Source organism: Methylocystis suflitae (assembly GCF_024448135.1).
Lineage (GTDB): Bacteria > Pseudomonadota > Alphaproteobacteria > Rhizobiales > Beijerinckiaceae > Methylocystis > Methylocystis suflitae.
Genome location: NZ_JAMRYX010000023.1, coordinates 1 through 25,707, shown reverse-complemented (window position 1 = coordinate 25,707; position 25,707 = coordinate 1). Strand labels below are relative to the sequence as shown.

Sequence of the window (25,707 nt, the reverse complement as noted above, 5' to 3'; positions counted from 1 at the left end):
CCTAGCTCCTCGCCTCTGTGTCGCGCAGCAAGCCATTGAGGATCGGTCCCAAAGCCTGCAAGGAGCGCGGAGAGACAATGTCCGTGTGGGCGCAGTCCAGGTCGACGACGTTGAGCTGGCCCACATAGGGACGCCAGGTCTCCTGGACGTCCATTCCCGGCGGCAAGGTCCGCGTCGCTACGAATAGCGTTGCCGCACCGGGATAGCGCGCCGTCTTCGCAGTGGAGAGTAGACGCACTGAATCTTCGTAGTTCCGCATGATATTGCCGAACATCTCGGCCTTCTCCTTCGCCAAGGCCGAGTCGAGAGCATCCTTGGAGGCGTTCATGAACAGCGCGCGCTCCTTCTCGATCTCTCGCTCTTCGTCCGCCGTCGGAGGCCTGCTCCAATCTTGAATTTCTGGCGGATAGGTGTCGAGCAATCCGAGAAAGTCGACCACATCGCCTTCTTCAACCAGGCGCGCAGCGATGGCCTGCGCCACCACGCCGCCGAGCGAATAGCCGAGCAGCCGATAAGGCCCGCGAGGCTGAATTTTTCGGATCGTCTCCAGATGTCTCCGGCAAACCTCATCCATTGAATCACAGATCGCGATAACGCCATTGGGGCGCGGCGACTGGAGTCCAATCACCGGGCAGTCGCTTTGGAGATAGCGGGTGAGGACGCTGAACTGCCACGAAAAGCCTGACGCGGGATGGATGCAGAACAGCGGCGCTTCCGCGCCCGAGCGCAGATGCAGCACTTCGCCGAAGCCGGCCTTGCGCTCTTCGCCCGCCTGTTCGTCGAAGAGCGCGCGCGCAAGCCGCTCGACGCTCGAACTGACGATGACTTCGCCGACGGAGACGGGCGTCTTGAATTCCGTCTCCAACTCCGCGGCGAGTTGCATGGCGAGCAAAGAATGTCCGCCAAGCGCGAAGAAGTCGTCGTCGGCGTTGACCTCGTCGACTCCGAGAACGCGCGCAAATATTTCTGAAAGAGTCGTTTCAATACCCGGGAGCGGCTTGCGGCCTCGGCGTTGAACCACATTTCCAGGCGCTGGCAGCGCCTTCCTGTCCAATTTGCCGCTGGCGTTCAGCGGAAATTCCTTCAGGCAGACGACAGCCGTCGGAGTCATATGGCCGGGAAGACGACGCGACAGCCCGCTACGCAACGATTCGCCGTCGAGTTCCGCATCCTTTGTTGGAATGACATAGCCGATCAACTGACGCTCATCGGCGCCGCCGCCGACTCGTTCGCCCGTCGCTCTTGCTATGACTACGGCCTGCGCGACGCCGGGCTGCTCCAGCAGCACGCTTTCGATTTCACCGAGTTCGATCCGCTGGCCCCGAATCTTGATCTGGTCGTCGCCTCGACCAAGATATTCGACGGTTCCGTTCGCAAGCCAGCGGACGATATCGCCTGTGCGATACATTCTCTCGCCGTCCGCAAAAGGATCGGCGACGAAACGACTGGCCGTGAGCGACGGGCGGCCGAGGTAACCATCGGCGAGTTGAACGCCCGAAAGATAAAGTTCGCCGGCGACTCCGACCGGCGTCGGCCGCAGCCAGCCGTCGAGAACCCGCAAGCCTGTGTTCCACACAGGCTTGCCGATGGGAACGCTGGCCGCCTCAGCAGCGTCGTCTGCGCCGACTCCGCAGGCCTGTTGAAAGGTGACGTCGACAGCCGCCTCTGTCGGACCGTAGAGATTATGCAGCGGCGCGCCGAACAGCGTCTCATAGGACTGAACCAATCCGTTTGACAGGGCTTCGCCGCTGCAGAAGACGAGACGCAAACTGCTGGAGTCCGCTGCATGGCCGGACTGAGATTTGGCCGTCGCGACGAAGGTCGCGAGCATTGATGGAACGAAATGGATCACGCTGACCCGGTGGTCCTGAATGAGCCGAAGCAACTCGCGTGGATCGCGATGCGCTTCGGGCGGCGCGACGACGAGACGCGCGCCCGTAATCAGCGGCCAAAAGAACTCCCATACTGAAACATCGAAGCTGCTTGGGGTCTTCTGCAAAATGACGTCGTCAGCACTCAATCGGTACTCGTGCTGCATCCAGCGCAAACGATTAACGATCGCTTTGTGAGAGACCGTCACGCCCTTGGGGCGCCCTGTCGAGCCGGAGGTATAGATGACATAGGCTGCATCGTCGGGGCTTGGGCGAATGACGCTCTTTAAGCTGTCTTCGCTTTGACCATCCAACAGTTCATCATAGATGAGCAATGCGGCCAATTGCTCGAAGCGCTTCTCCAAATCCTGCGTCGTGACGATGAGGCGCGGTCGGGCGTCCTGCACCATGTACGCAAGACGTTCTTCCGGATAGCTGGTGTCGAGCGGCAAATAGGCGGCGCCCGCTTCTTGCGCGGCCATCAGCGCGATGACGAGTCGCACTGAACGCGGCAGCGCAATCGCGACGATGTCGCCGGTGGTGACGCCGGCAGCCGCGAAGTTGCGCGCGAGCGCCGTCACTTGCCGCCGAACCTCGCGGTAGGACAGCGCATAAGCGGCGTCGACCAGCGCTATAGCGTCCGGCGTGCACTGCGCCTGGTCCGCCAGCAGCTCACATAGAGTGCTCGGATGATTCGCCACCTTCGTCGTGTTGACGCGCGTGAGCAGATCTCGCTCCTCGGGCAGCAAAACATCCATCGCAGAGAGCGGCGCGTCGGGTCGGTCGACGATCTGCTCCAGCAGTCTCGTCACACGGCGGGCAATGTTCTCCGGCTCCTTGACGCCTTCGCGATATTCGAGCCGCAGCTCCAGTTCGCGGCCCGGCAAAGCCATCAGCGTCAAGGGATAATGCGTATAACCGCGGTTGCGGGCGCCGACGCATCGCAGACCGCCGAAGTCCGCCGCGAACAGCTTCGCGTCTTCCGGATAATTCTCCACCACGAGCAATGTGTCGAACAGGTTGGAAACGCCGCACAGCCGCTGGATTTCGCCAAGGCCGACGCCGTCATGCTCCAGCAGGCGAATTTGCCGCTGCTGGACATTGGCAAGCTGCTCGAGCAGCGGCTGGTCCGGGCGCAGCCGCAAGCGCACCGGCAGCGTGTTGGTAAAAAGTCCAATATGCGCTTCGACGCCCTCGATCGCCTCGGAACGGCCCGACATTGGCGACCCGAACACAACGTCGCTGCGACCCGTCATTGTTGCAAGAAATGCGCCCCAAACGCCTTGCATCAACGTGTTGATCGTCAGCCCGCGGCTGCGGCGCAACGCCTCCAGTTCTTCCAGGAGTCCGGGCCGAAGACGAAGCGGCAGCTCATGAATGGCTCCGAAGCGCTTTGTGTCTTCAAACAGCAATGTCGGCGCAACGGCCTGCAGCGCCTCTCGCCAAGCGAGACGCGCCGGGACAGGATCGCGGCTCGTGAGGCGACGCACGACTGTCGGATAATCCGGCGTGAGAGCCGGCAGCGCATAACCTGCATAGGCGCCGAGCAGCTCTCGCAGCATGATCGTTGAAGACCAGCCGTCGCCGATCAAATGATGCGAGCAGATGAGCAGAACATGCCTGTCGGCGGCAAGGCGCACGAGCGTCGCCTGCGCCATCATCCGCTCCTGCGCCTCGGCGCCAAGAAAATCCTGATCAAGCTCCGCCCGCTCGAGACGATCGAGTTCGGCGACTTGCTGCACTTGATCGCATGCGTCGAGACTGCAACGCTTCCATGGCCAGTGACGTAGACTGGAACCCTCGTCGAGCAGCGGAAGGATTTGCAGCGCCGCGCCCTGTTGCACATCAAAGACTGCCGCCAACTGGGGGTGACGGCGCAGCAGCGTCTCCAGCGCATCCTTGAGTCTTTCGACATCAAGCGGACCTTCGAAATCAAAGCGGGAGATAGCATTGTAGCGGCTGGCTTGATCGCCAAGCCGGGCATGGAACAGCAGTCCTTCTTGCAACGGCAATGCAGGCAATACGGCGGCGATTGGACCGTATCGCTCCCGCAGCGCATCTAGCTCCGCCTCGCTGATGTCGTTGGACTCAAGAGTTGCTACTGACGGCGTGGGCGCCTGCGACTCGAGCGCCTGGGCCATGCGAGCGACGGTTCGGCATTCGAAGATGTCTCGGGGGCGCAACAGAGCGCCGCGCCGACGCAGCGCCGCGCAAAGACCTATCGCGGAAATGCTGTCGCCGCCGAGAAAGAAAAAGTCGTCATCGGCGCCGACGCTGTCCACGCGCAAGACGCCAGCGATAAGTTCGGCCAGCATCGCTTCGGGTCCTGGGAGCGGCTGACGACTTTTTGATTGAACCGTCTCGGATGGATCGGGCAAAGCCTTCCGATCGAGCTTGCCGTTGGCGCTCAGCGGAAATTCTTTCAAAACCACGATCGCAACAGGCGTCATATAGACAGGAAGGCGCTCGCCCAGCGCCGCGCGCAGCGCTTCGCCGTCGATTTCGTCGCCGACCATCGCCGGCGTGACATAGCCGATGAGTTGTCGAGCATCAGCAGCAAGCGCCGACACATCCCCGCAGCCGAAAATGCGCGCGATGACGGCCGCCTGCCCGACGCCGGGCTGATCTCGCAGAGCGCTTTCAATTTCGCCGAGTTCGATACGCTGGCCGCGAATTTTGAGCTGATCGTCGCTACGACCCAGATAGTCGACGGTTCCGTCTGGCAACCAGCGCGCGATATCGCCGGTGCGATACATGCGCGCGCCATTGGTTTCCGGGTCGGCGACGAACCGGCTAGCGGTCAGCGACGCGCGGCGCCAATAGCCTTGCGCAAGCTGCGCCCCCGTCAGATAGAGATCGCCCGCGACGCCGATCGGCGCAGGACGCAAGCGCGCGTCCATTATGCGCAAGCCCGTGTTCCACAGGGGGCGTCCGATCGGCACGCCCGGTCCCCGCGCCGAGGTGAGCGCTTGTCCGAATGCAGGTTGATAGGTCACCTCGACCGTCGCTTCGGTCGGTCCGTAAACATTATGAAGCGGGGCGTGAAACAGGTTCTCAAAAGCTTCAGCGAGTTCCTTCGACAGCGCCTCGCCAATGCAAAACACCGCACGCAGACTCATAGCGTCACGCGCGGCGTTCGCCGTCGCTCGAACGCCGGCGACAAAGGCGGCGAGCAGCGACGGCACGAAATTCATCGTCGTGACCCGATAGTCGCGGATAACCTGAAGCAGGGATTCCGGATCGCGGTCCACGTCTTCCGGCGCCATCACGAGACGTGCGCCGCATGTCAGGGGCCAGAAGAACTCGCCGACGGAGACGTCAAAGCTGCAGGGCGTCTTCTGCAAAGCAACATCATCGGCGCTGAGCGAATATTCGTCTTGAAGCCAGCACAGGAGATTAACGACCGCGCCGTGAGAAACAACGACGCCCTTCGGCTTCCCGGTGCTGCCTGACGTGTAGATGATATAGGCCGGATGATCGGGCGTGAGCGCCGACTTGGACACGAACGAATGTTCTTCGATGTTGGGCGTGAGCTCGTCGAGGATCAGCACCCGCCCCATCCTTTCGAATCGGCTTCGCAGATTCTCACTGGTGATGATCAATCGCGGCGCTGCGTCTTCGACCATATAGGCGAGTCGCTCGTCGGGATAATTTATGTCGAGGGGCAAGTAGGCGGCGCCCGTCTCCAGCGCCGCCATGATCGCAAGACTTAAGTGAACGGTCCGGGGAAGCGCGATCGCGACATGATCCTCAGCGACCACCCCCGCATCTGCAAGTATTTGCGCAAGTCGAGAGACCTGGCGGCGAACCTCTCGGTAGGTCAGCGTATGGTCTGGATCAACGAGCGCTATAGCGTCCGGCGTCTTTGCCGCCTGGGCGGCGAGCATGTCGCATAATGTCAGCTGCGGAACATCTTTCGCGGTGTCGTTCGCCGCTGCGATCAGCGCGCGCTCGCCTTCGGTCAGGAGCAGCGCCGCGCCGATCGCGAGTTTGGGATCATCCGCGAGGCGCTCCACGAGACGGGCGAGCCTCTTCGCGTGCAGTTCCAGATCCTGCTTGTCGTAGCGATCGCAATTGCCAACGAGATCAATCGTCAACCTTCCGTCGTCGACATAAAGGTCGACTTCCATGTCTTCGACCGGTCCCGACGCCAGCTGATGCGTTACGCCCGCGACGCCATCGAAATCGAGGCGATAATCGAACATCTTGAGATTGAGCATCGGCCCGTAGAGAGATCGATCCGAACCGACCAACCCAAGATCTCGCCGCAGCTGTTCGGCTTCGTACCGTTGGCGCCGCCGCACCGCTTTCAATTCCAATGCGAGCGCTGTCGCCGCCTCCGACAGTAACATCGAGGGTTCGATGCTCAGCTGCACAGGTAGGACGTTGACGACAGGACCTGCGGCAAAGAGCGCAATGGATCCCATGCGTCGCATGAAGGGCATGCCGACCGTCAATCGCGTCGCGCCGCTCATCCGATGCAGATACGCAAAGACGGCGGCCATCGCCATTTCGACGCCGGAGACGCGAACCACGGCGCCTTGCGCCTCGAACGCCGTCATAACGTCCGGCGGAAGCGAGATTCTTCGCCGCAGCGGCAAGGATACAGCCCCGGCCTGCGGGGTCTTCGCGCTCGGTTGCGACAATGCGATCGGGGTCGGCAGATTTTGAGCGTGGTCCTGCCAGAAAAATCGGTCTGCTTCCTGCGCCTTCGAGCCCTCGTAGGATTGGTATTCTTCGACTACCTCGGCGAAGGAGGTGAAAGGCGAATCCCCTAAAGGCTTTCGGCGCCTTAGCGCCGTATAGATCTCAGCGATGCGCCGCGCGATGGCCGCAAAGCTGAAACCGTCGACCATCAGATGGTGGTATCGCTGATACCAGAACCAGCGCTCGCCGTTCGATGTTTCGCCGAGACGAATAAGCGCGTGCCGATAGAGCAACGCGTCGCCATCCAATGACAGATACGCCGCCAGATCGACGTGCATGAAGGCAAGCGCTGCAGCCTCCGGATCGAGTTCTCCGCTGACGTCAACGACCTCCGGATCAGGCGACTCCTCGGCGTTTCGGCGTTGGGGAATGATTTGCGAGAGCCGGCCATCAGACTCGACAAACCGGGCGTGAACTGTATCGGCCTCGGAAAGTCCCATGCGAATAGCCAGGCGGAAAGATTGGACATCCACGGCGCCCTTCAACTCTACGTATTGCGCGACGATGAAGGCGTTTCGCGTCGGGGAAACTTGGTCCCCCATCCAGATGCCCGGCTGCGCGGCAATGAGCGGGAGTTGAAGCTCACTCGGCACGGATGGTCGCAAAGGCGGAGCAAGAAGCACTTGTCGTTCCTCTCGAAAGAAAGGCTGACTAGGAAGTCATTCGGTTAGCGCGGACGAGAAACGTCACGAAGCGACTGCGGGCGCATGTCGGTCCAATGCTCATCGACGAATTTTACGCAGTCGTTCCGATCGCTCGGACCAAAGAGCCGTCGCCAGCCCGCGGGCTGTGGGGCGAACGTCGGCCACAAACTGTGTTGGCCCTGGGAATTGACCAGAACGAGAAACGTAAGGCTTTCGTCGTCGAATGGGTTTGGCTGCGCGTCGTTCACACTTCACTCCGTCGCGTTTGTAGTTGCTAATCTTGAGGCGTCCGAGCGAGACGCCGTAGCGCCAACTGGCGCGGCGCGATGGTCAGCGAGCAGAACGGACAATCCGTCAATCAACCCGCCGCGCCAGCAGAGCGGATCGTGCCCGCCCGAATAGACGCGATAGTGGGCGTCGTGCCCTGCATCGAGGAGAGTCCGATGAACGCGGTCGCTGGCGACACGAATGACTTTCTCAAAGCTTCCAGCCTCAAGAAAGACGCGAAGACGGGAAGCGCCGCTCTTGCTGCTCTCGATCAAATCGGCGACGACGTCTCGCGCATGACCGCGAGTATCGGGAACGTGCGGCCGCAGCTCCTCCCGCGCATATGCTCCCGGCCACCAGAACGAGCCAGATTGGCTGAGCACGCAACCAAAGCATTCTGGCGCGCGAAGTCCGGCGAAAAGCGCCGCGAGTCCGCCAAAGCTCTGTCCTGCGATGACGGTTTTGCGTGGATCGCGGCCGCACGGCGCGAGGCCTGCCACTACTGGCAAAAGCTCCTGCTGAACGGCTTCCAGAAAGGCCTCGTCACACGCGAGCTCGCGACGACGCATGTCCGCGTTGAGCGAATCGATGAGCACATAGACGCTGGGCGGGAGCAAGTCGGCGTGCGTGGCATGGTCCAGGGCTGAGAAGATCGGCATGGCTTCGGCCCAATATTGGCCGTCCAGCAGCACGACGAGAGGAAGCCTTCCTTCTTTAGGCGTCACGCCCGTGCGATATATCCAAATACGGCGGCTGTTGCGCAGCTGAGCGCTGTTCCATTCCATTTGATGGAGGCGGCTCTGATCGGCCGCGAGGCGGCTGTTGCGGTCGACATCTCGCCATGCCGTTTGCATTGGCGCCTGTGGAAGGTGTGCGGCGGATAGCGGCTGTCCGCGCAGGCCGACATGGCAGAGGTTGGGGTTCAGCGGATCGGTCTGCGCGAACTTCAGCGCCGAACGCCACCAATCCTTCAGTGTGATGCCGCCGTCAGCGCCGCGCGCGCCATGGAGGTGGTCGTCGTCGACAGGAATGAAGCAATAACTTCCACGCCATTCAGCCTCTACCTCGAAGGACCAATGCCAGACATCCGTTCCGGCGATCCGCTCCAAGGAGGCAGGTTCATTGCTATGATGATCAGTGACTGAGCAGATATCGATATAGACGCATCGAGTTCTTGAGGTCGTCGCATCGCCTTCAGGGTCACGCCACAAGAACAAGACGCGCGCCCGGTCCCCGCCTATCGCCTGAACAATAGGACAGCCTTCGATGGCGATTCGACGCCACCAACGATTGGAACCCACATCTTGGCCGAAGCGACCTACCAACAATTGCTCGCAAGCCGTCGTCATCGCGTCGCCTCCTGCAATTGCCGGTGGGACGCGGCCCAAACGCTGTCAGCGGGCCCATATTCCACGCGATGGGCCGCAGAGCGCGCCATCCAGACGAAGCATAAGGCGCCGAAAAGCGCGACGAGGTCGACGCCGAGCGCGGCCATGCTCGCCGAACCCTGCATGCCGAGCGCAGGCGATGCCCAACCGATCAGTGAGGTGAAAGGAATTGCGGCGGCGGCGATCGCGGCAAGCCAGAGAAGCTCGACGCTGGCTGCGGCCGCTCCTCTGAGGAACGACCAAAGGACGCTCGCAAGGAACACGGCGTAATAAACGCCATTGTGCCACACATCGATGTTCGCGACGCGGCCGTCCAACCATTTCGCCGCCACGATCGTGAGGGAGATCGCGCAGATCGCGCCGAGACAAACGCCGACTGTGGCGGCGGACATCAGCCGCGTCGAAGTCTTCTGAATTACAGGCCCGCCGTTTCGCCGTTCAGTTCGCCGACGAGATTCAATCCAAAGCAAATTACCAGAATAGAAAAGGAAGGCGCCCGCAATGCCGAGCAGAAAATAGCAGACGCGCACCACATCGCCGCCGAAGGTGGCGAAATGCAGGGCGAAAAAAATCGCCACGAGGCCCGTCCAAGTTCCCTCTTTGCCGGGAAGATAGTCTGTGTTGGCGATCTCTCCGGTGACCGGACTGATGACCGCAAACCCCTTCCCTCTCGTCATGTAGCGCGTGTCATAGCCCCAAATCTGAACCGAGGCGCCACGATGCCCAGCGTTTCGGTAACGCATCTCGGTGGGGACGAAACTCGGGGACGCCGCCTTCACCCGCTCAAGGAGCGTGTTGACGGGCAGCATGGGCGCGGGGCGTTCGTCCTTCTTGACAGAGTTGAAGGGATTGCTCGCAGCCATGACCGACTTCAGACGGCCGTCATAGACGACGTAGTCAAGCGCGTCGTACAGGGGCTCGTGCAGGCAGAAAACGACCGCGCTCAGCGCGATGACGATGTGGAACGGCAGGCTAACGACGCCTACGACGTTATGCGCGTCGAGCCACATGCGCTTGAGATTGGGGCCTATCCGCAGAGCGAATAGATCCTTAACGAGCGAAGGCAGAACGATGATCAAACCCGACACAAGCGCGACGGCATAAACGGCGCTCACGACGCCCATGATGGTCTCGCCGATGTCATTTGCGCCTGGAATGCCAGCGGTTCGGTGAATATTGTCGACGAAATCGGCAAGACTCGAGCGATATGACTGCACCAGGCGCAAGTCGCCCTCGGAAGAGAGCTCCGCCGACCATGGCGCCTTATCGTCCTTGCCTTTCCGCCATGTGAGGCGCGCCCAAAGATCTTCGGTTTCGCCCAAATAGAGCGTGAATTCCTTGGCTGCGTCAGGCCGAGCGGCAAGCGTGTGCGCGATCAGATCATCCGATCGATCTAGCGCGGTGAGGCGGACAGGCGCGGGGGATGAAACCCAGCGCGCGAGCGGCTCGGCGAACACCGTGATGGAGCCGGCATAGAAGGCGATGAACAGAAACATCCCAGCGGTGATGCCTGTCCACGTATGAACAACCTTATAGAGTCGAACAACGTCGCTGCGCATCGTGCGTTGTCCCGATTAGCGAAGGAGAAGGCGACAGGCGATCAGGCCGGCGTATGCCAATAGATTCACGCCGCCCAGCCAGAGCCAGGCGCGCATACCGCTCGAAAAGAGGAAACACAGACTCAGCGTCGTCAGCCAGATTGGCGCGACAAGCCACATCACGAGCTGAAATTTATTTGGAGTCGCCAGTCCGCCGGGACTGAGCCATGCAAAGAGGCCCGCAAGCGCGATCGCGAGGCTGAAGCCCAAAATGGCGCCGGCCGATGTTTTGCTGACCCAATCGCGTCGGATCTGACTCATGGCGCCTTCCTGATGAAGGTTCGCAGCGCCCCCAGGCACGGGAAAGCAATGAACAGAAGCATGACCAGGGCGAGCGTCCCGAAAATCGCAGTTGTAAGCTGAACCGTCTGACTCCACAGAAAAACGCCGAGAAGCAGCAGCGCCGCGCCAGCGACGCCGCTCCACAACCCAGGCAGCGGCCGCGACAGCCAGCACTGGTTCTGCGCGCCGAGATAGAGACTGGCGGCGCCCATCGCGACTGCGATGGAGGATCCGAATTGAAGGGCTTCGGGCGAGAGGTTCAACGTCCGCTCCCTAGCCTTAGAACTTGAACGTCGTCGACAGGAGGACGGTGCGCGGCGCGTCGAGCGTGGCGAAACCGTCGTTATACGCTCCAGACCAATAGCTGTGATCGAACAGATTGTTCACATTCGCCCGCAGCGTCATATCCACGCCGTATATGTTCGTCGCATAGCGAAGCCCCGCGTCGAAGCGCGCCCATTCAGGGATTCGGTAATAGTTCAACGAGTCGACGTAGAGGGCGCTCGTATAGATGACGCGGCCTTCCACGGTCACCCCGACCAGATAAGGAAGATCCCATTCGCCATAGAGGTTCGCCTGCCATCTTGGAATGCCGAAGGCGTTCTTTCCGGTGGTCTTTCCGTCCGCGCTCTGAGTGATGACGCCGATCATGTAGGAGACGCCGCCGAGCACGCGGACGCCCGGGATCGGCTCGCCGAAGACGTTCCACTCGATGCCCTGGTTGCGTTGCTGGACGGGCTTGTAACTGAGCAGGCCGCCCGTCGTCACAGTCGAAAGAGTCGGTTGAGTGATCTCGTAGAAGCTCAGAGTATTCGCGAGAATGCCCAAATCGAGCTTCGCGCCAGTCTCGATCTGCTTGGAGACGAAGGGCGGGTACGTCTCATTGTAATTGGTTGCGGAGGGATTGGTGACTCGTAACCCCTGACTGAGGCCCTCGATATAGTTGGCGTAAAGCGACAGCCGATTGTCGAATGGCTTGACGATCAGCGCGAAGGCCGGCGAGAGACGATGGCTGTCATAGGCGTTCGTCTCGATGCCCGTATTGGCCTGGAACGTCTTGGTCATCACCCGCTGGCTGCGCAGGCCGCCGATGAGCTGAATGCGTTCGTCGAAGGCCGAGATGGTGTCGGCGAAGGCGAGGCTCGCGAGATAGTTTTCTCCGGTCTTTCTCGGATCGGTTGCGAAATACGGCTGCCCGAGACGGAACGCCGTGTTCGGAATGACCGGCGGCGGCGGCGCCTGAGGCGGCACGACGGGCACATAAATGTTGGAGCTGTATGGCGAGACAGCTCCAAATTCGGAACTGCTGCTGAGTTTCAGCGCCGAAGCGCTCAGCACGAATTGATGGCGCAGCGGTCCCGTGTCCAACTGGCCGCGAATGCCGCCCTGCGTCGACAGCGAATTGGTATAGCCGCGCAGATTGACGATTCGGGCTTTGGAGTAGTTGCCGAGCAGATTGACGCCTTGCGCCTGGGTTCCATTTGTGAAGCCGAAGTTTCGGCTGTCCAAAAAGCCGATGCCGGCGAAAACGGTGACATTCTCCGCAATGTCGAGCTCGCCGCGCGCCATGACCGCCGCGTTCTCGAAGCGGGCGTTGGAACCGATAAACAGATTCTTGGTTGCGCTTGGCGCAGCCGCCACCCCAATGCCGCTGAAGCTCGCCATGAACGCGCTGCCGTTCTTGAAGATTTCCTGGCTGTGATAGGCGTCAATCGACAGCCTGACGCGCTCCTCCCGGAAATCGAGCGCCAGCGCGTTCAGGCCGCGCACTTTCCACTGCTCGTCGAGCGCGGTCCCCCCGCTGCGATAAACGCCGTTGTAGCGAACGCCGAACTGATTGTGATCGCCGCCGCGCCGACCGACGTCGATATGCGTGCCGAACTGAGAACTGGATGTGTAGTCGCTGCTGACGCTGGTGATCGGCGCATCGCCCGCATGTTTGGTGACAAGATTAATCGAGCCGCCGACCGCGCCGAACGGCGCCATGCCGTTGAGCAGCGCGCCCGGCCCCTTGAGCACTTCGACGCGCTCCAGGAATTCGGTCGCCACGTGCCCGTCGGGCGCAAGCCCGTACATACCATTCAGCGCCAGCTCGCTGCCAAGTACGGGAAAGCCGCGAATTCTGAAATTCTCGCGAATGTGTCCTGCCGACGTCTGCATGCGAACCGACGGGTCGTTCTCCAGGACCTGTTGCAAGGTGCGCGCCTGCTGGTTCTGAATTAACGCCGACGTGTAGCTCGTCACATTGAACGGCGTATCCATGAAATCGCGATTGCCGAGCATGCCGAGCCGGGCGCCGCGAGCGACCTCGCCTCCGGCATAGGCGGGCGGAAGATTGCCGATTTCGCCCGTTGGCGGAGACGGCGCAACGCCGGTTGCGCCGAGCAGCGCAGGACCCACCTGCGGGGCGGCGGAAGTCGCACCGTGCGGCGTCGAAGCCACGTGCGGTCTCGGGCCGCTCGGATGAACGCTGCTCGCCCGTGCGCTCGACGACACTGGGCGCGTTTGTTGCTGCGGTTTGGCTTGCGGCTTTTCGCGCGGCGCGTCCACGGTCACCGGAGGCAATGTTTGCGAGCCGTTCTGCGCCAGGGCCGATGCGGCTTCGAGCGCGATCACGACCGGCGCGCCGAGACTACATACAAGCAGGGATTTTTTCCCGATCGTCGAGATGTCCAGGCCGGAAAATCTGGAATGTTTCTTAGTCATTCTTCCGCCTCTACTATTGTGCAGCGCGACGCCCCGCTTTGTATGCTGCACATAGCTCGAATATTTTTTTTCCGTCAATTATGTAACCGTCATTTCGGAAGTATTTTAAAGGCGATGTGACATATGTACCATATATTACTTGTATTTATTCTCATTCCAAAGTAGCTAGTGCTTTATTGCTTAAGTTGTAAACAAAGCGACCCGCCCGCAGTCACCGTGCGGCGCCGAAGTCAGCAGACTCCGATCTCGCCGCAGACTGGTCCGAGGCGATCGCCGAGCTGAAGGAGTGCTGCTATTGTTCCTGCGCCCGGCTATGCTCGAGCGCGACTGAATCGCGTGGGATTTTGTCCGTGACGGAACGATGCGCGCGTCCGCTCAGCAGGGCGCGCAGCAGGACGGCGATCGTCGTCCCATTGTGCAGCGTGGCGGCGGCGAGAGGAGAAAGACGGCCGAACGCCGCGGCGGCCAGAATCGCCGAATTCACGCCAACCGCGAATCGGAAGTTCGAGTGGATCAAGCGCATCGCCTCTTGAGCGACCGCGAGTATCGTGGCGACGGAATCCAGTCTGTCTTCCAGCAACACAATGTCGGCGGTGGCTCGGGCAATGTCGGCGGCGCGCGGCATTGAGATGCCGACATCCGCCGCCATCAATGCAGGACCGTCGTTCACGCCATCGCCGATATAAGCGACGCGGCGGCCCTCCCGTTTGAGCGCCGCGATGATATTGGCCTTGTCTTCCGGCTGCTGTTGGTAATGCACCGCATCGATGCCAAGCGTCTCCGCGAAAGCCAGCGACGGCGCCTGGCGATCGCCCGTGATCATCACGAGGCGCTTGACTCCCAACGCGCGCAACTGCGCAACCGTGCGCGCGCTCTCCGGTCGCAATCGATCGCGCAATGCAAAGACCGCAATTGGGCGCTCATCGGCGGCGACATAGAGAAGCGATTTGCCTTGCTCTCGAAGCGCGCGCACGGTCTTGCGGGCGGCCGCGAATGAAATGTGGGCGTCGTCTTCGAGATAATGCCGGCTGCCAAACCGAATGCGACGTCCATCGACATTCGCTTCCACGCCATGGCCGACAATGAAATTGACGGCCTCATGCGGGACATGGGCGAGTCGGCGCTGCTGCGCGAGCCCGACAACGGCGCGCGCGATGGGATGGCTCGTGTGTTCGCCGAGCGAAGCGACCATGGCCGCCGCCCGCTCTTCGCCGATCCCGGGGTCCAGCGGACAAATGTCCGTGACCTCGAGCATGTTGTGAGTCAGCGTGCCGGTCTTATCGAAAACGATCGTGTCGACCCCGGCAAGCGTTTCGATCGCCGTTCCGCTCTTGACCAGACAGCCTTCATGCGCGGCCCGATACATCGCCGACTTGATCGCGATCGGCGTGCCGAGCTTCACGGCGCAGGAATAGTCGACCATGAAGACGGATTCGATCCGGCGCCAGTCGCGCGTGAGCGCGAACACCATCGCAGCTGTGATCAGCGTAATGCCGACGCGCCGATCCGCGAAGACGCTGGACACAGTCTGGATGTCCGCCGGACGGTCGAGCGCCTCCTGGATATAGCGCGAAATGCGTCCCGTCGTGGTGTCCTCGCCCACGCGCTCAGCCTGGACCACGAGCCGTCCGTCGGTGACAACGCTGCCCGCGAGCGCCTGATCTCCGACCGCGCGCGGCATGGGAAGGCTTTCGCCGGTCACTGAGGACTGATCGACATAGGCGTCGCCGGCCACCACCTGGCCGTCGACCGGAATGGTCTCGCCGGCGCCGATGACGACGCGCTCACCGCCCTTCAGCTGCATGAAAGGCATGCGCGCGAGTGCGCCGTCCCGGCGTTCCACCCAGACGTCGCCAGGCGCCTGCCGCAGGAGCGAACGCAGCAATTCGTCTGACTGCTGGAGGGTGGTCGCCTCGATATGCTCCGCCAGCGCGAGAAGGAAGCGGGTCACGCTGGCGGTGACATATTCCTGACGCGCCGCCGGCACGCCGATCGCGAGCGCATCAAGAACGTCGGTCTTCAGCTTGCCGCGCGACGCCGCAAGGACGCCGCGCGCGAGCACGCCCGCGATGTTGAGCCAAGTGATCGCTGCGGCGAGCGGCGCGGGAAGGAGAAGCGCAGCGGCGATTGCGCCGGCCGCGAGAGTCACGCGCTTGGCGTTAGCGGCTGGCGGAGGTCGCCAGACATCCGCGGCCATCGATGGCGTTCGACGTGCGGTTTCAAGAATACAGTCGCGGACCTCGGGCTGTCCATTATACGCAAGCGTCAAAGATGCGCAGGCGCGATTGGCGCGCACAGAGACGACGCCGGGAAGCTGTCGCAGCGCAACTTCCGTCTGCGTGAAATCGTCCGCATTCGACAAAAGCCGCAAACGCAGTCGCTTGTCCAACTCATGGACAATTTCTAAACACGCCATGGCCAGCGACGAGGCTCCTTTGCGCGTTCGCGGATCTGCGGCTGAGGCGTCGATCTCCGACTCTGCCTTCACGCAGACACTAAATTTCGCTCCTAACTCAGTTTTGCGCCATGGTCCACAAATGTGTTGTGATCTTAGCGGAGTCGCTACCGCGCGACAGCGCATTAGCTGCAACCATGTTCTTTGCCTTTCGCCCTGAGGACGATTAGCTAAGAACGCTGGCGGAACCCGCCGAAGCCAATGACAGGAGCCGAGTCATGTTTGTCGCGATGAACCGCTTCAAAATCGTCAAGGGAAAGGAACAGGCCTTCGAGGACGTCTGGCGGTCGCGTCAGTCGCGGCTTCAGGAAAGGCCCGGCTTCATCGTCTTCCATCTGCTCAAGGGGCCCGAGCGCGAAGACCACATTCTCTATGCGTCGCATGCGCTGTGGGAAACTCGGCAGCACTTCATCGATTGGACGCATTCCGAACATTTCCGCGAGGCTCACAAAAACGCTGGTCAGAACCGCGATCTCTATCTGGGCGGTCCCGAATTCGAAGGTTTCGACGCGATTCTCACCGAATCCAATCCAAACTATGCGCCGACCGCCGCAGAATAGGATTGATGCTGCAAGAAACGCGAGGCGTCGGCCAAGGAGGAGGTGACGCAGCTGAATAAGCGCGATCGCATCCTCGCTGCGAAGCCGGATGGCGTCTATCTCACATGCCTCGAGGCGGACCAGTTCAGCGGTGACGGCGGGCGCCGCCGTCCGCGAGCGGCAGACTGACGATGAATTCACTGCCCCGGCCGACGCCCTCGCTGCGCGCTTCCACCCTGCCGCCGTGGATTTCCACGAGGCTGCGCACAAGCGCAAGGCCGATGCCGAGCCCTCCTTCGGAATGCCGAATTTGGTCGTCCGTCTGCGCGAAGAGATCGAAGACGCGCGGCATCATGTCGGCGCTGATGCCAACGCCATTGTCGCGAACCCGCAGCACGACTTCATCGTTCCCGCGCGCGGCGTCGATGTCGATGCGCCCGCCCGGCGGCGTGTATTTCGCCGCGTTGTTGATGATATTGGCCGCAATTTGCGCCAGACGGACGGAGTCGCCGAAAACCCGCAGCGGCTCATCCGCGACATTCAAGGTTACGCGATGGCTCTTGCTTTCGATGAGCGGCTGACAAGACTCCAAGGCGTGCTGCAAGAAATCCGATACGGCGACGTTTTCCTTTCGCAAGTCGACTTTGCCACGGCTGATCCGTGACACTTCAAGAAGATCGTCGACGAGGCGAACAAGGTGATCGACCTGTCGCTGGACCATAGCGAGCAGCGGAGCGTCAGGAAATTGGGGACCATATTTCTTTTTCAAGATATGCACGGCGTTGCGGATCGGGGCGAGCGGGTTGCGTAATTCATGCGCAAGAGTGGCGAGGAACTCGTCCTTGCGGCGGTCGGCGTCTTGCAGCGCGCTTTCAGCCTCATGGCGCGCCGTCACGTCGGCATGAGTGCCGATGGCCCTTAGCGGACGGCCAGCAGCGTCCCGCTCCACGACCCGGCCGCGGTCCAGAATCCAGCGCCAAGATCCATCCTTGTGACGCAGGCGGTGCTCGCATTCGTAGAAATCGCAGCGACCCTCCAGATGGTCGGTCAGTCTGGCGGCGACCTCCTCCCTCTCGTCGGGATGAATTAGCCTCTCCCAGGCTCGGACATCAGGTTCAATCTCGCTAAGATCATAGCCGAGCATCGACGCCCAATGGCCGCCGAACTGGACCCGGCCGCTGGGCACGTGCCAGTCCCAGAATCCCAGCTGGCCGGCTTCCAGCGCCAGCGCGAGCTGCTGCTGGCTTTCCCGTAGCGCCAGTTCGGCCTGCTTGAGATCGTCGATATCTGCATTGCTGCCGAACCACTCGATGATCTCGCCGGTTGCGTCGCGAATGGGCGCGGCCTGTACGCGCATCCAGCGCCACTCGCCATTATGTCGGCGGATGCGGTGCTCGCTCCAAAACGGCTCGCCCCGCGCGACGGCTGCTCGCCACTGCGCCGCCACTGCCTCGAGGTCATCAGGGTGAACAACCTTGGTCCAGCCGTCGCCCAGCATTTCCTCGGCGGTCTGACCCGTGAAGGCCATCCATTCCTGTTGCGGCTGTTCATGCAGTCCGGATGGCGGACAGCTCCATGTGATCGCGCTCGCCGCTTCCACGAGAGAGCGATAGCGCAACTCGCTGTCGCGCAGCGCCTTCTCGACCCGCTTGCGCTCGGAAACGTCGATGTTCACGCCGGTGAGGCGCACTGGCTTGCCGGCTGCGTCCTTGAAACCTTGAAACCGCCCGGCAATCCAATGCACGCTGCCGTCGGGCCAGACGACTCGCCACTCATGCTCGACCGGCTCGCCCGACGCCAACGTTTCGTTAACCTTGGCGACCGCGCCCGCGCGATCTTCTGGGTGAACTAACTGCTCCCAGGCCGAGCGTCTCCGGCCGAACTCGCCCGGCGCCAGCCCATACATCGCCTCTAATTCCGGCGTCCAGATGTTCACGTCCGTCGGAATGCGCCAGTCAAAGGCGCCGATCTTCGCGGCCTCGGTCGCCAGCCGCAGCCGAGCCTCGCTCCCGCGAAGCGCCTCCTCCGCCTGCTTTCGCTCGGTGATGTCCTGCGTGATGCCGAAGCCGCCAAGAAGCGCGCCCGCCGCGTCAAATTCCAGATAGGCTTTCTCACGCACCCATTTGACGTCGCTCCCGGACACTATGCGATGCTCGATGTCGTACGGTTCGCCGCGCAGGCCGGCCTGCCATTTTGCGTCAACGTCGGCCCGGTCGTCCGGGTGCACCAAGGAGAGAAAATTATCGTAGGTGAGCGGCGTCCCCCTCGGCACGCCGAATATGCGATGGTTCTCGTCCGACCAGGTCAAAACGTTCCGGCGCACGTCGAGCCGCCACCAACCGATCTTTCCGACCTCCTGGGCGCGGTCGAGATCGTTGCGGCTTTGCTGCAGCGCCTCTTCGGCCAGCTTGCGCTCGGTGACGTCCTCGACGAGAGTGATGATCCACCGTGGCGCACCGTCGGCCGAGCGAATGAGCGAGACGCTCTTGCGGACCCAAATGTTTTCGCCATTCTTTCGAATGTAGCGGTTTTCGACGACGAAGCCCGGGATCACGCCGGCGAGCATCCGTTCGGCCAAGGCCATATTGGCTGGCCGATCGTCGGGATGGATCAACTGCGACCCCTTGAGGGCAAGAAGTTCCTCCCGCGTGTAGCCGGCGATCACACAATAAGCGCGGTTGGCGTCCAGATAATTATCGTTCGGCCCGTTCATCGCAAAGCCGATCGAGGCGTTGGCGAAGGATACGCGGAAGCGTTCCTCACTGTCGCGCAACGCCGCTTCCGCCTGCTTGCGTTCGGTGATGTCGCGCACGAAGGCGCGCATGCCGACAATATGGCCTCTTTCGTCGACAACGGTCCACGTTCGCAGACTTATCGGAAATACGGTTCCATCCTTGCGGACATATTCCTTCTCATATTCGGCGGATTCGCCGCGCGGAAGAATGTGCTCCCGCACGATCGCCGCTTCCATGTCATGCCAGACTTCTGGGGTCAGCTCTTGATAAGTCAGGCGCTTCAGCTCTTCGAGCGTGTAGCCGAGCATCTTCTGGTAAGCAGGGTTGGCTTCGAGAATTTGGCCGCTCAGATCGACGGTGACGATGCCGTCGCGACTCGTCTCAAAAAGCGAACGATAGCGCTCCTCGCTTGCGCGCAATGCGTTCGAGCGCTCTTTGCGCTCGGTGATATCTATCCGATCATGGAAATCGATGATGGAGCCGCTGTAGCCAATGAATACGTCTTGCTCATCATAGCGCGGCGCGCCAACCGCCAACGCCCAGCGAAACTGACCATCCTGGCGTCTAAGCCTTGCCACGATCTGAAACGGGCGCTGTAATCCACTCGCCAGACCGAGTTCGACCTTCACCTGCTCCAGATCGTCCTGGTGGATGGCGTCGAGCCACCCTCCGCCCATCGCGGCTCCGGCTGTTTGGCCTGTGATTCTTGGCCATTGCCGATCGATATAATCGCATTGTCCAGCGACATCCGTTGTCCAATTTACAACCCAGAACGCGTCCATATTCGACAAGGTCATTTGCTATCCAACGGACAGAATTGGGCAAGGCGCCGAACAGAAACGCGCTGTTGGTCCAGCGTCCGCCGGCGCATCCTGACGCTTCTGTTGGAAATCCCCCTGCAAGGCTTAAACGCAAGCGCAAGCGCGCCTTGCTTTCGCGAAAGGCCACGGCCCACTGCTCGCGCGGCCGCGCCTCGGGCGCTCAGTCCTTAGGATGTTCCCGCCAAGCATTATGTCGAGACGGTTCCTCGCCGCGACACTCCTACTAACGCCGGCGTCCCAGGAAAATCCAGCTGAGGCGCGACACTAGCGGCGCGCTCTAGCTGCGGGCGCGTCGCATGACCCGCCCTGGTGGACGGCAGGAGCCTCCCGCAATGGCTTCAGCGCGCCAAACAAAGGGCTAAGCGACGTGAAGAGGGAGGAATCCTGACGAAAGCCTCGCCAAGAGGCGGCATTATGCGCCGATATGTCGCTTAAGCTTGCTGTGATTCCTCGCCGCAGGCGGCGAGGATTTCTTCCAAAATGTCGATATCGGCCGGCTTGACCAGATGGCGGTCGAACCCCGCTTCGCGGGTGTGCTTCTTGTCCAAATCCTGCCCCCAGCCGGTGAGCGCAATCAGCTGCGCCCGCCGACCGGCTGGCTCGCTGCGAATGCGCCGCGCAGTTTCATAGCCGTTCATCCCCGGCATGCCGATGTCCAGGAACACAATCCTCGGCTGGAAATCGGACACCAGCGAGACACCCACCGCGCCGCTATAGGCCGTTCTCACGTCGCATCCCAGGAGGTCGAGCAGCATCGCCAGGCTGTCGGCGACGTCCCTATCGTCGTCGATGACGAGAACACGCCGCGCCCGGGGCGTCGTTACGGAGAGTTCGTTCAGTTGGACTGCGTCTGCCGGGGAGAGTGGCGCTCGCATGACCAATTCGCTCCTCTTGCGCTCGGCGCTTTCACTTGAATACTTAATGCGCGCCTTTTGGCAAGGGCATCCGCACCGAAATTACCGCGACGCATGATTGACGACGGAGTATCGTGAAGAACGCTTGGCGACATCACGCGCCGAAGCTCATATTCCGACCGTTGAGAAACATTCGGACCAACTCCGCGAGGTTCTTGACGCGCATTTTCGCCATGACGTTAGCGCGATGCGCTTCCACCGTGCGCACGCTGATGCCGAGATCATGAGCAATGACTTTGTTAGAGTGGCCTTGCGCGAGCCTTTCAAGAATTTCGCGCTCCCGCTTGGTCAATGACATAAATCGTTCGGCGATCTGCCGCTCTTCCGCATAGCGCGACTGCGCAGCTTCGTGCTTCGAGAGCGCACTCTTGACTGCCGCAAAGAGCGCATCGTCATCGAACGGCTTCTCGAGAAAATCTACAGCGCCGCGCTTCATGGCCTCGACGGCGAGAGGCACGTCGCCATGGCCCGTGATGATAATGATCGGCAGATGGAGATTTCGGTTCTTCATCTCGAGAATCAGGTCGAGTCCGCTCACTTCCGGCATGCGAACATCAGCGATGACGCACCCGGCGCTTTCCGGCCCGATGGACGAAAGCATAGCTGGCGCCGACGGAAAACTCGATACGGCGAACCCTTCAGATTCGAGTAGAAGCTGAAGCGCATCGCGCACCGCCGCGTCGTCGTCCACGACAAAAACTGTTCCCGATCTCATCCGCTAAATGCTCGTCCTCGCAACGGAAGATCACAGGAGAATATAGCGCCGCCTTCTGGGTTGGCCTTAGCCCACAGCCGGCCATCATGCGCTTCGACGATTGCGCGGGAAATGGACAGCCTGATGCCCATTCCCTCTTTCCGCATCGCAAAAACATCGAGCGAATCGGCGTTTTCCCTTCCGCCAGGTCCGCAGCCGGTGTCTTGAACTTCGACGCGTATGGTGGTCGGAGCTTGCGTCTTTGTGGAAACCAACAGCTCGCGTCGCGGCAAATCCTGCATCGCTTCAATCGCGTTTCGTATAAGATTGGCCAGAACATGTCTGATCTGGACACGGTCGGCGACGATAAAATCGTCGTCTGTGGTCAGCCGCTTGCCGATCGAGACCCCCGCCTCGGCGGCCTCCGCAGCAACGAGTGAAAGCGTCTCCTCAATCAGCGAATTAACGCTCACAAGCGTCTTGTCTGGCTCGCCCTGCGCAACAAGCTCGCTCAGACTGCGAACGACCTGCCCGGCGCGCATGATCTGCATGACGGCCTTGTCGAGCGCCGCAACGATCGGTGCGACCGACTCCTTTGGAAGTCCTCCTGTGAGGCGCTGCGCCGCCCTGAGATAGGCGCTCGCCGCAGTCAGCGGTTGATTGATATTGTGGGCGAAAGTCGCAGCCAATCTGCTAACGGCTCTCAGGCGATCGAGTTCTCGACGACTAACGCCAAATACATTGGGACCAGCATCATCCACCGAGGCGATCCTATTGCCTGATTCAATCATATAATCCGTCGCACTCGCCGCCATACGCCGCAAGTTCGGCAAGCGCGATCTCCTATAGCCAGCGCTCTATGGCGCCGTAAGCGTGGCAGCGCACAGACGCCGTCGTCATTGCTTTTGCGGCGCGTCCGCCCCTTCAGTTAGATCGCGTGCTCGGGACTGAGCAACAAGACCGCCATTGCGACGGCAGAGCTCACGCTAGTGATTGCTTCCGCTCCGTGCGGATTGCAGACTGAATTTGCCTCCCCCGCTCGCCGCAATAAGCAAGTTGGGCGTCCGCCGCGTCGATCGAGTCCCGGACAAACCTTTGAACGCGGGGGTGCGCTGCACATAGGCGTTGAATTGCGGACCGGTCCCGCGAGAAAATACGAAGGACAACGAGCACGTCTGTCGCAAGCGCCATTGCGCCGAGGTCCACAAGACCCCGAATATCCGACGCCATCAATTCAAATACAAACCAATCGCCCTTTTGCAGGTTCAGCTGGTAGCTCGCGAGCAACTGTTTTTGCTTCGGTGAAAGCATCGCAACCACTTGGCGTGGCGCGAGACCCGACTGCTCCCCACACCACGACGCCGACAACATTGGACGCTCCCGTCGTGTTCTCGTGCTCTACTCAAGGCGCTGTTGCAGCTCTTTCGGCGGCATTTACTTGGAGAAATCGACACCTACGGCATAAGAGCACGATCGCGCGCGAGGCAAAATTGGTAGACTTACGTAAGTGGAATATTGGATCAACCATTTGTTGTATTGCACGGCGCGCGTCGACCCAAAACAAGAGAACGCAGTATCAGACCGACCACAGCGAGCCTTAACGAAGTCTTACCTCAAAAGCCATTCTCAACGCATGAGCCCGACGCCCAGACCTCGCGAACACTGACAAACTCTGATGGCTCGAAGGATGCAATTTCTACGTAAGATTACGAGCTTGGCAGCCGCTTAGTCTTAGCGAAAATGGTTATGGCTCAGCCGCCATTTCGAAAGGCCGACAGCGCCGGCGTCGTTTATTTGGTCTGCTGAGCGGCTTCTGCCGCTTCGATCGTTGCGGAGGAGTAGTCGACCAGAATTGGAGCGCGACGTATGGATACGGTTGCCGCGGGCGCCAAGTCCCGGAGGGGCTTCGCATCGATGACGCCGGAGCGGCAACGTGAAATTGCGCGCAAGGGCGGAAAGAGCGTGCCGGGCGAACAGCGCAGTTTCGCCAAAAATCCCGACCTTGCGTCGACGGCGGGACGCAAAGGCGGACTTGCCGTCAACGCGGCAAAGCGCAGTTTTTCCGTCGATCGGCAGCTTGCGGCGCAAGCGGGCAAAAAAGGGGGCCATGCGTCGCGCAACACGCGCACCGAGGATGAGGGCACATCCGGAGGCGCATGACGAATCGTCGCGCTGGCGCCACTGCTGGCGTATGACGCGCGCCTCGCGCGACGGCGAGGACTGGCGATCACGGCGCTGATCGTCGCCGGGGAATCCGTTTTTCTGCTGCCTTTCGTATTTTCTCGCATATTCCGGCCGACGCTCCTCGATGTGTTCGGCGTAACTAATCTCGAACTCGGCGCCGCCTATTCGGTTTATGGCGTTGTTGCAGTGGCCGCGTATTTATTCGGCGGTCTGCTCGCCGACAGATACCCCGCACGCACAATGTTGACTGTCGCGTTGACATCCACCGCCGTCGGCGGCCTCGTGATGATGGCGATTCCGTCCCCATCGACGCTGGCGATCTTATACGGGTACTGGGGAGTCACCACGATCGCCCTGTTCTGGGCGCCGTTGATTCGCGCCACGCGTGAGTGGGGACTCAACTTTTCCCAAAGCCGCGCGTTCGGATTGCTCGAAGGCGGCAGAGGCGCGCTGGCGGCCGTCATGGCGTCGATCATGGTGGTCCTGTTTTCCGCGCTGTTGCCAGAAGACAGCGAGACGGCCAGTCTCGCGCAACGCACGGAATCATTGCGATGGATCATACTGTTGTTGTCCGCGATGACCTGCGGAGCCGCCTTGCTCATCCGGCTGGCGCTACCGGAGCGCAAAACGCCGGCGCAGCGAGCGGCGTCGATAAGCGATGTCGCCCGCGTGTTCGCCATGCCATCAGTCTGGCTGCAGGCTGCGGTGATCCTCTGCGCCTACGTGGGCTTTAAGGCGATCGACGATTTTTCGCTCTACGCGAATCAGGTCATCGGTATGAATCAGGTAGAGGCGGCGCGGGCGGGCGTCGCATCGCTCTGGATACGACCGGCTGCGGCCATTGGCGCCGGCTACCTGGCTGAGCGTGTCGGCGCGCCGCTCATGATCGTCGGCTGTTTCGTGCTTCTCGCAGCCGGGAGCTCCGTGCTGGCCTCCGGCGCTATTGGCGCGGGCATGGCATGGATGTTTGTTTTGACGATAATCTTCACCAGCATCGGCGTCTTCGCGCTGCGCGGCCTGTATTTCGCGATCATGCAAGATGCCAAAATTCCCATGGAGCGCACGGGGAGCGCAGTTGGCTTGCTATCGGTGATCGGCTACGCGCCGGATATTTTTATGGGGCCGCTCATGGGCTATCTGCTCGACCGGTGGCCCGGGACCGTTGGGCATAATTACGTGTTCTCGGTCGTCACCCTGTTCGCGATGCTCGGACTGATCGCCAGCTACCTTTTCGCGCGACGCGCTAAAACTTCAGACCGGCCTGTGAACCGCTAAACCGCCCGAAGCGCGCAGATCCGCCGCGCTCGAGCAAGCGCTTGGCGAGCAGCGCGACAAGTTGTCGGCGACAGGCGGCGCGGGCTCGTCATTCTGACAGGCGCGTCGATGTCGCCAACGCGCGCCGCCCCACTCGACGCGCTACGAAGCTCTTATCCGCAGATTCGTTGGCTGCACTGGAAGCCGATCGGCGCGCGCCTAGCTTCCGGCCGGAACGAGCCAATCTTCGGCTGGCGCATAGCCCTCGCCGACCGCCTTGCGATAGTGCATCGTGAAGCCGCTAATCGCTTTCCGCAAAGCGTCGCCTGGCGTATCCGCCTCCGACGCGCAGCTCCAGAAGGGGCTCGGCTGGCGCGGCGTCTTGATCGCGTGGCTCAGGCGATAGGCCGTGCGCGAACCCCAGGTCCGGCGTAATCGAATGGTGATGACGGTCTCGAGCGTCCCGATCCGGATCATATAGGCGCCTTCGTCATCTTGCCTTTGAACGACGCTGACGCAATCATCTTGAAGCGCGTTTTCCACTGTGCACACGGCGTCATCCTCCCTGCTTTGCGCCCAGCGAAACGAAAGCAAAGCTCCAAACTGCCGGTATTGAGACGTGCGCGACCATCCTTGTCAAAAATGGCT

Annotated in this window: 17 protein-coding genes; 3 read left to right on the top strand and 14 right to left on the bottom strand. The window is 61.2% G+C overall.

Features of this window, described 5'->3' with window-relative positions:
• Window position 1: 1 nt before the first annotated feature.
• From NEI07_RS01680 to NEI07_RS01645, 8 genes are all read right to left on the bottom strand, one after another.
• Entirely contained in the window at window positions 2-7,171 is a 7,170-nt protein-coding gene (locus tag NEI07_RS01680) for a non-ribosomal peptide synthetase (RefSeq protein WP_256032308.1), read from the bottom strand.
• Window positions 7,172-7,245: 74 nt separating this feature from the next.
• Complete coding sequence (locus NEI07_RS01675) at window positions 7,246-7,470, bottom strand: MbtH family protein (protein ID WP_256032273.1); 225 nt, start codon at window positions 7,468-7,470, stop codon at window positions 7,246-7,248.
• Between the two features lie 3 nt (window positions 7,471-7,473).
• Window positions 7,474-8,838 (bottom strand): enterochelin esterase, encoded by a 1,365-nt coding sequence (gene fes / locus NEI07_RS01670; RefSeq protein WP_256032272.1) that lies wholly within the window; start codon window positions 8,836-8,838, stop codon window positions 7,474-7,476.
• Window positions 8,835-10,436 (bottom strand): PepSY-associated TM helix domain-containing protein, encoded by a 1,602-nt coding sequence (locus tag NEI07_RS01665; RefSeq protein WP_256032271.1) that lies wholly within the window; start codon window positions 10,434-10,436, stop codon window positions 8,835-8,837. The genes fes and NEI07_RS01665 overlap by 4 nt, the downstream gene beginning before the upstream one ends.
• 15 nt (window positions 10,437-10,451) lie before the next feature.
• Window positions 10,452-10,736, bottom strand: coding sequence for a hypothetical protein (locus NEI07_RS01660; protein ID WP_256032269.1), 285 nt, complete (start codon window positions 10,734-10,736; stop codon window positions 10,452-10,454).
• A complete protein-coding gene (locus NEI07_RS01655) occupies window positions 10,733-11,020 on the bottom strand; it encodes a hypothetical protein (RefSeq protein ID WP_256032268.1) in 288 nt (95 codons plus the stop codon). Before NEI07_RS01655 ends, NEI07_RS01660 begins: the two co-directional genes overlap by 4 nt.
• Window positions 11,021-11,036: 16 nt before the next feature.
• On the bottom strand, window positions 11,037-13,463 hold the full coding sequence (locus NEI07_RS01650; protein ID WP_256032267.1) for a TonB-dependent receptor: 2,427 nt from the start codon (window positions 13,461-13,463) through the stop codon (window positions 11,037-11,039).
• Window positions 13,464-13,755: 292 nt separating this feature from the next.
• Complete coding sequence (locus NEI07_RS01645; RefSeq protein WP_256032266.1) at window positions 13,756-15,879, bottom strand: heavy metal translocating P-type ATPase; 2,124 nt, start codon at window positions 15,877-15,879, stop codon at window positions 13,756-13,758.
• A 257-nt stretch (window positions 15,880-16,136) separates the two neighbouring features.
• Here NEI07_RS01645 and NEI07_RS01640 point away from each other — a divergent pair, with 257 nt between their 5' ends.
• On the top strand, window positions 16,137-16,478 hold the full coding sequence (locus tag NEI07_RS01640) for an antibiotic biosynthesis monooxygenase family protein (RefSeq protein ID WP_256032265.1): 342 nt from the start codon (window positions 16,137-16,139) through the stop codon (window positions 16,476-16,478).
• Window positions 16,479-16,602: 124 nt separating this feature from the next.
• Here the strand turns inward: NEI07_RS01640 and NEI07_RS01635 are convergent, their stop codons facing one another.
• The 5 genes from NEI07_RS01635 to NEI07_RS01615 all read right to left on the bottom strand — a co-directional run bounded on the left by NEI07_RS01635 (window position 16,603) and on the right by NEI07_RS01615 (window position 22,992).
• Entirely contained in the window at window positions 16,603-19,974 is a 3,372-nt protein-coding gene (locus NEI07_RS01635; protein ID WP_256032306.1) for a PAS domain S-box protein, read from the bottom strand.
• Window positions 19,975-20,444: 470 nt separating this feature from the next.
• Window positions 20,445-20,888 carry a response regulator gene (locus tag NEI07_RS01630; protein WP_256032264.1) on the bottom strand — a complete coding sequence of 148 codons (444 nt, stop codon included), beginning with the start codon at window positions 20,886-20,888 and terminating at the stop codon, window positions 20,445-20,447.
• 133 nt (window positions 20,889-21,021) lie between these two features.
• A complete protein-coding gene (gene fixJ / locus NEI07_RS01625) occupies window positions 21,022-21,642 on the bottom strand; it encodes a response regulator FixJ (protein ID WP_256032263.1) in 621 nt (206 codons plus the stop codon).
• The gene (locus tag NEI07_RS01620; protein ID WP_256032261.1) at window positions 21,639-22,310 is read right to left on the bottom strand and encodes a sensor histidine kinase; all 672 of its coding nucleotides are present in this window, start codon (window positions 22,308-22,310) and stop codon (window positions 21,639-21,641) included. The genes fixJ and NEI07_RS01620 overlap by 4 nt, the downstream gene beginning before the upstream one ends.
• A 292-nt stretch (window positions 22,311-22,602) precedes the next feature.
• Entirely contained in the window at window positions 22,603-22,992 is a 390-nt protein-coding gene (locus tag NEI07_RS01615) for a hypothetical protein (protein ID WP_256032257.1), read from the bottom strand.
• 495 nt (window positions 22,993-23,487) lie between these two features.
• Here NEI07_RS01615 and NEI07_RS01610 point away from each other — a divergent pair, with 495 nt between their 5' ends.
• Complete coding sequence (locus tag NEI07_RS01610) at window positions 23,488-23,781, top strand: con-10 family general stress protein (protein ID WP_256032256.1); 294 nt, start codon at window positions 23,488-23,490, stop codon at window positions 23,779-23,781.
• Between the two features lie 60 nt (window positions 23,782-23,841).
• Window positions 23,842-25,080, top strand: coding sequence for an MFS transporter (locus NEI07_RS01605; protein WP_328516950.1), 1,239 nt, complete (start codon window positions 23,842-23,844; stop codon window positions 25,078-25,080).
• 198 nt (window positions 25,081-25,278) lie between these two features.
• Here the strand turns inward: NEI07_RS01605 and NEI07_RS01600 are convergent, their stop codons facing one another.
• Window positions 25,279-25,536: a hypothetical protein gene (locus tag NEI07_RS01600; RefSeq protein WP_256032255.1), complete on the bottom strand. Its 258-nt coding sequence runs from the start codon at window positions 25,534-25,536 to the stop codon at window positions 25,279-25,281.
• Window positions 25,537-25,707 lie beyond the last annotated feature (171 nt).

Bases quoted from the DNA above. Each gene is read 5' to 3' on its own strand.
- fes (WP_256032272.1), bottom strand. From the start codon at position 8,838: ATGACGACGGCTTGCGAGCAATTGTTGGTAGGTCGCTTCGGCCAAGAT.
- NEI07_RS01665 (WP_256032271.1), bottom strand. From the start codon at position 10,436: ATGCGCAGCGACGTTGTTCGACTCTATAAGGTTGTTCATACGTGGACA.
- NEI07_RS01660 (WP_256032269.1), bottom strand. From the start codon at position 10,736: ATGAGTCAGATCCGACGCGATTGGGTCAGCAAAACATCGGCCGGCGCC.
- NEI07_RS01650 (WP_256032267.1), bottom strand. From the start codon at position 13,463: ATGACTAAGAAACATTCCAGATTTTCCGGCCTGGACATCTCGACGATC.
- NEI07_RS01645 (WP_256032266.1), bottom strand. From the start codon at position 15,879: ATGGCGTGTTTAGAAATTGTCCATGAGTTGGACAAGCGACTGCGTTTG.
- NEI07_RS01640 (WP_256032265.1), top strand. From the start codon at position 16,137: ATGTTTGTCGCGATGAACCGCTTCAAAATCGTCAAGGGAAAGGAACAG.
- NEI07_RS01635 (WP_256032306.1), bottom strand. From the start codon at position 19,974: ATGGACGCGTTCTGGGTTGTAAATTGGACAACGGATGTCGCTGGACAA.
- NEI07_RS01630 (WP_256032264.1), bottom strand. From the start codon at position 20,888: ATGCGAGCGCCACTCTCCCCGGCAGACGCAGTCCAACTGAACGAACTC.
- fixJ (WP_256032263.1), bottom strand. From the start codon at position 21,642: ATGAGATCGGGAACAGTTTTTGTCGTGGACGACGACGCGGCGGTGCGC.
- NEI07_RS01615 (WP_256032257.1), bottom strand. From the start codon at position 22,992: ATGTTGTCGGCGTCGTGGTGTGGGGAGCAGTCGGGTCTCGCGCCACGC.
- NEI07_RS01610 (WP_256032256.1), top strand. From the start codon at position 23,488: ATGGATACGGTTGCCGCGGGCGCCAAGTCCCGGAGGGGCTTCGCATCG.
- NEI07_RS01600 (WP_256032255.1), bottom strand. From the start codon at position 25,536: ATGATCCGGATCGGGACGCTCGAGACCGTCATCACCATTCGATTACGC.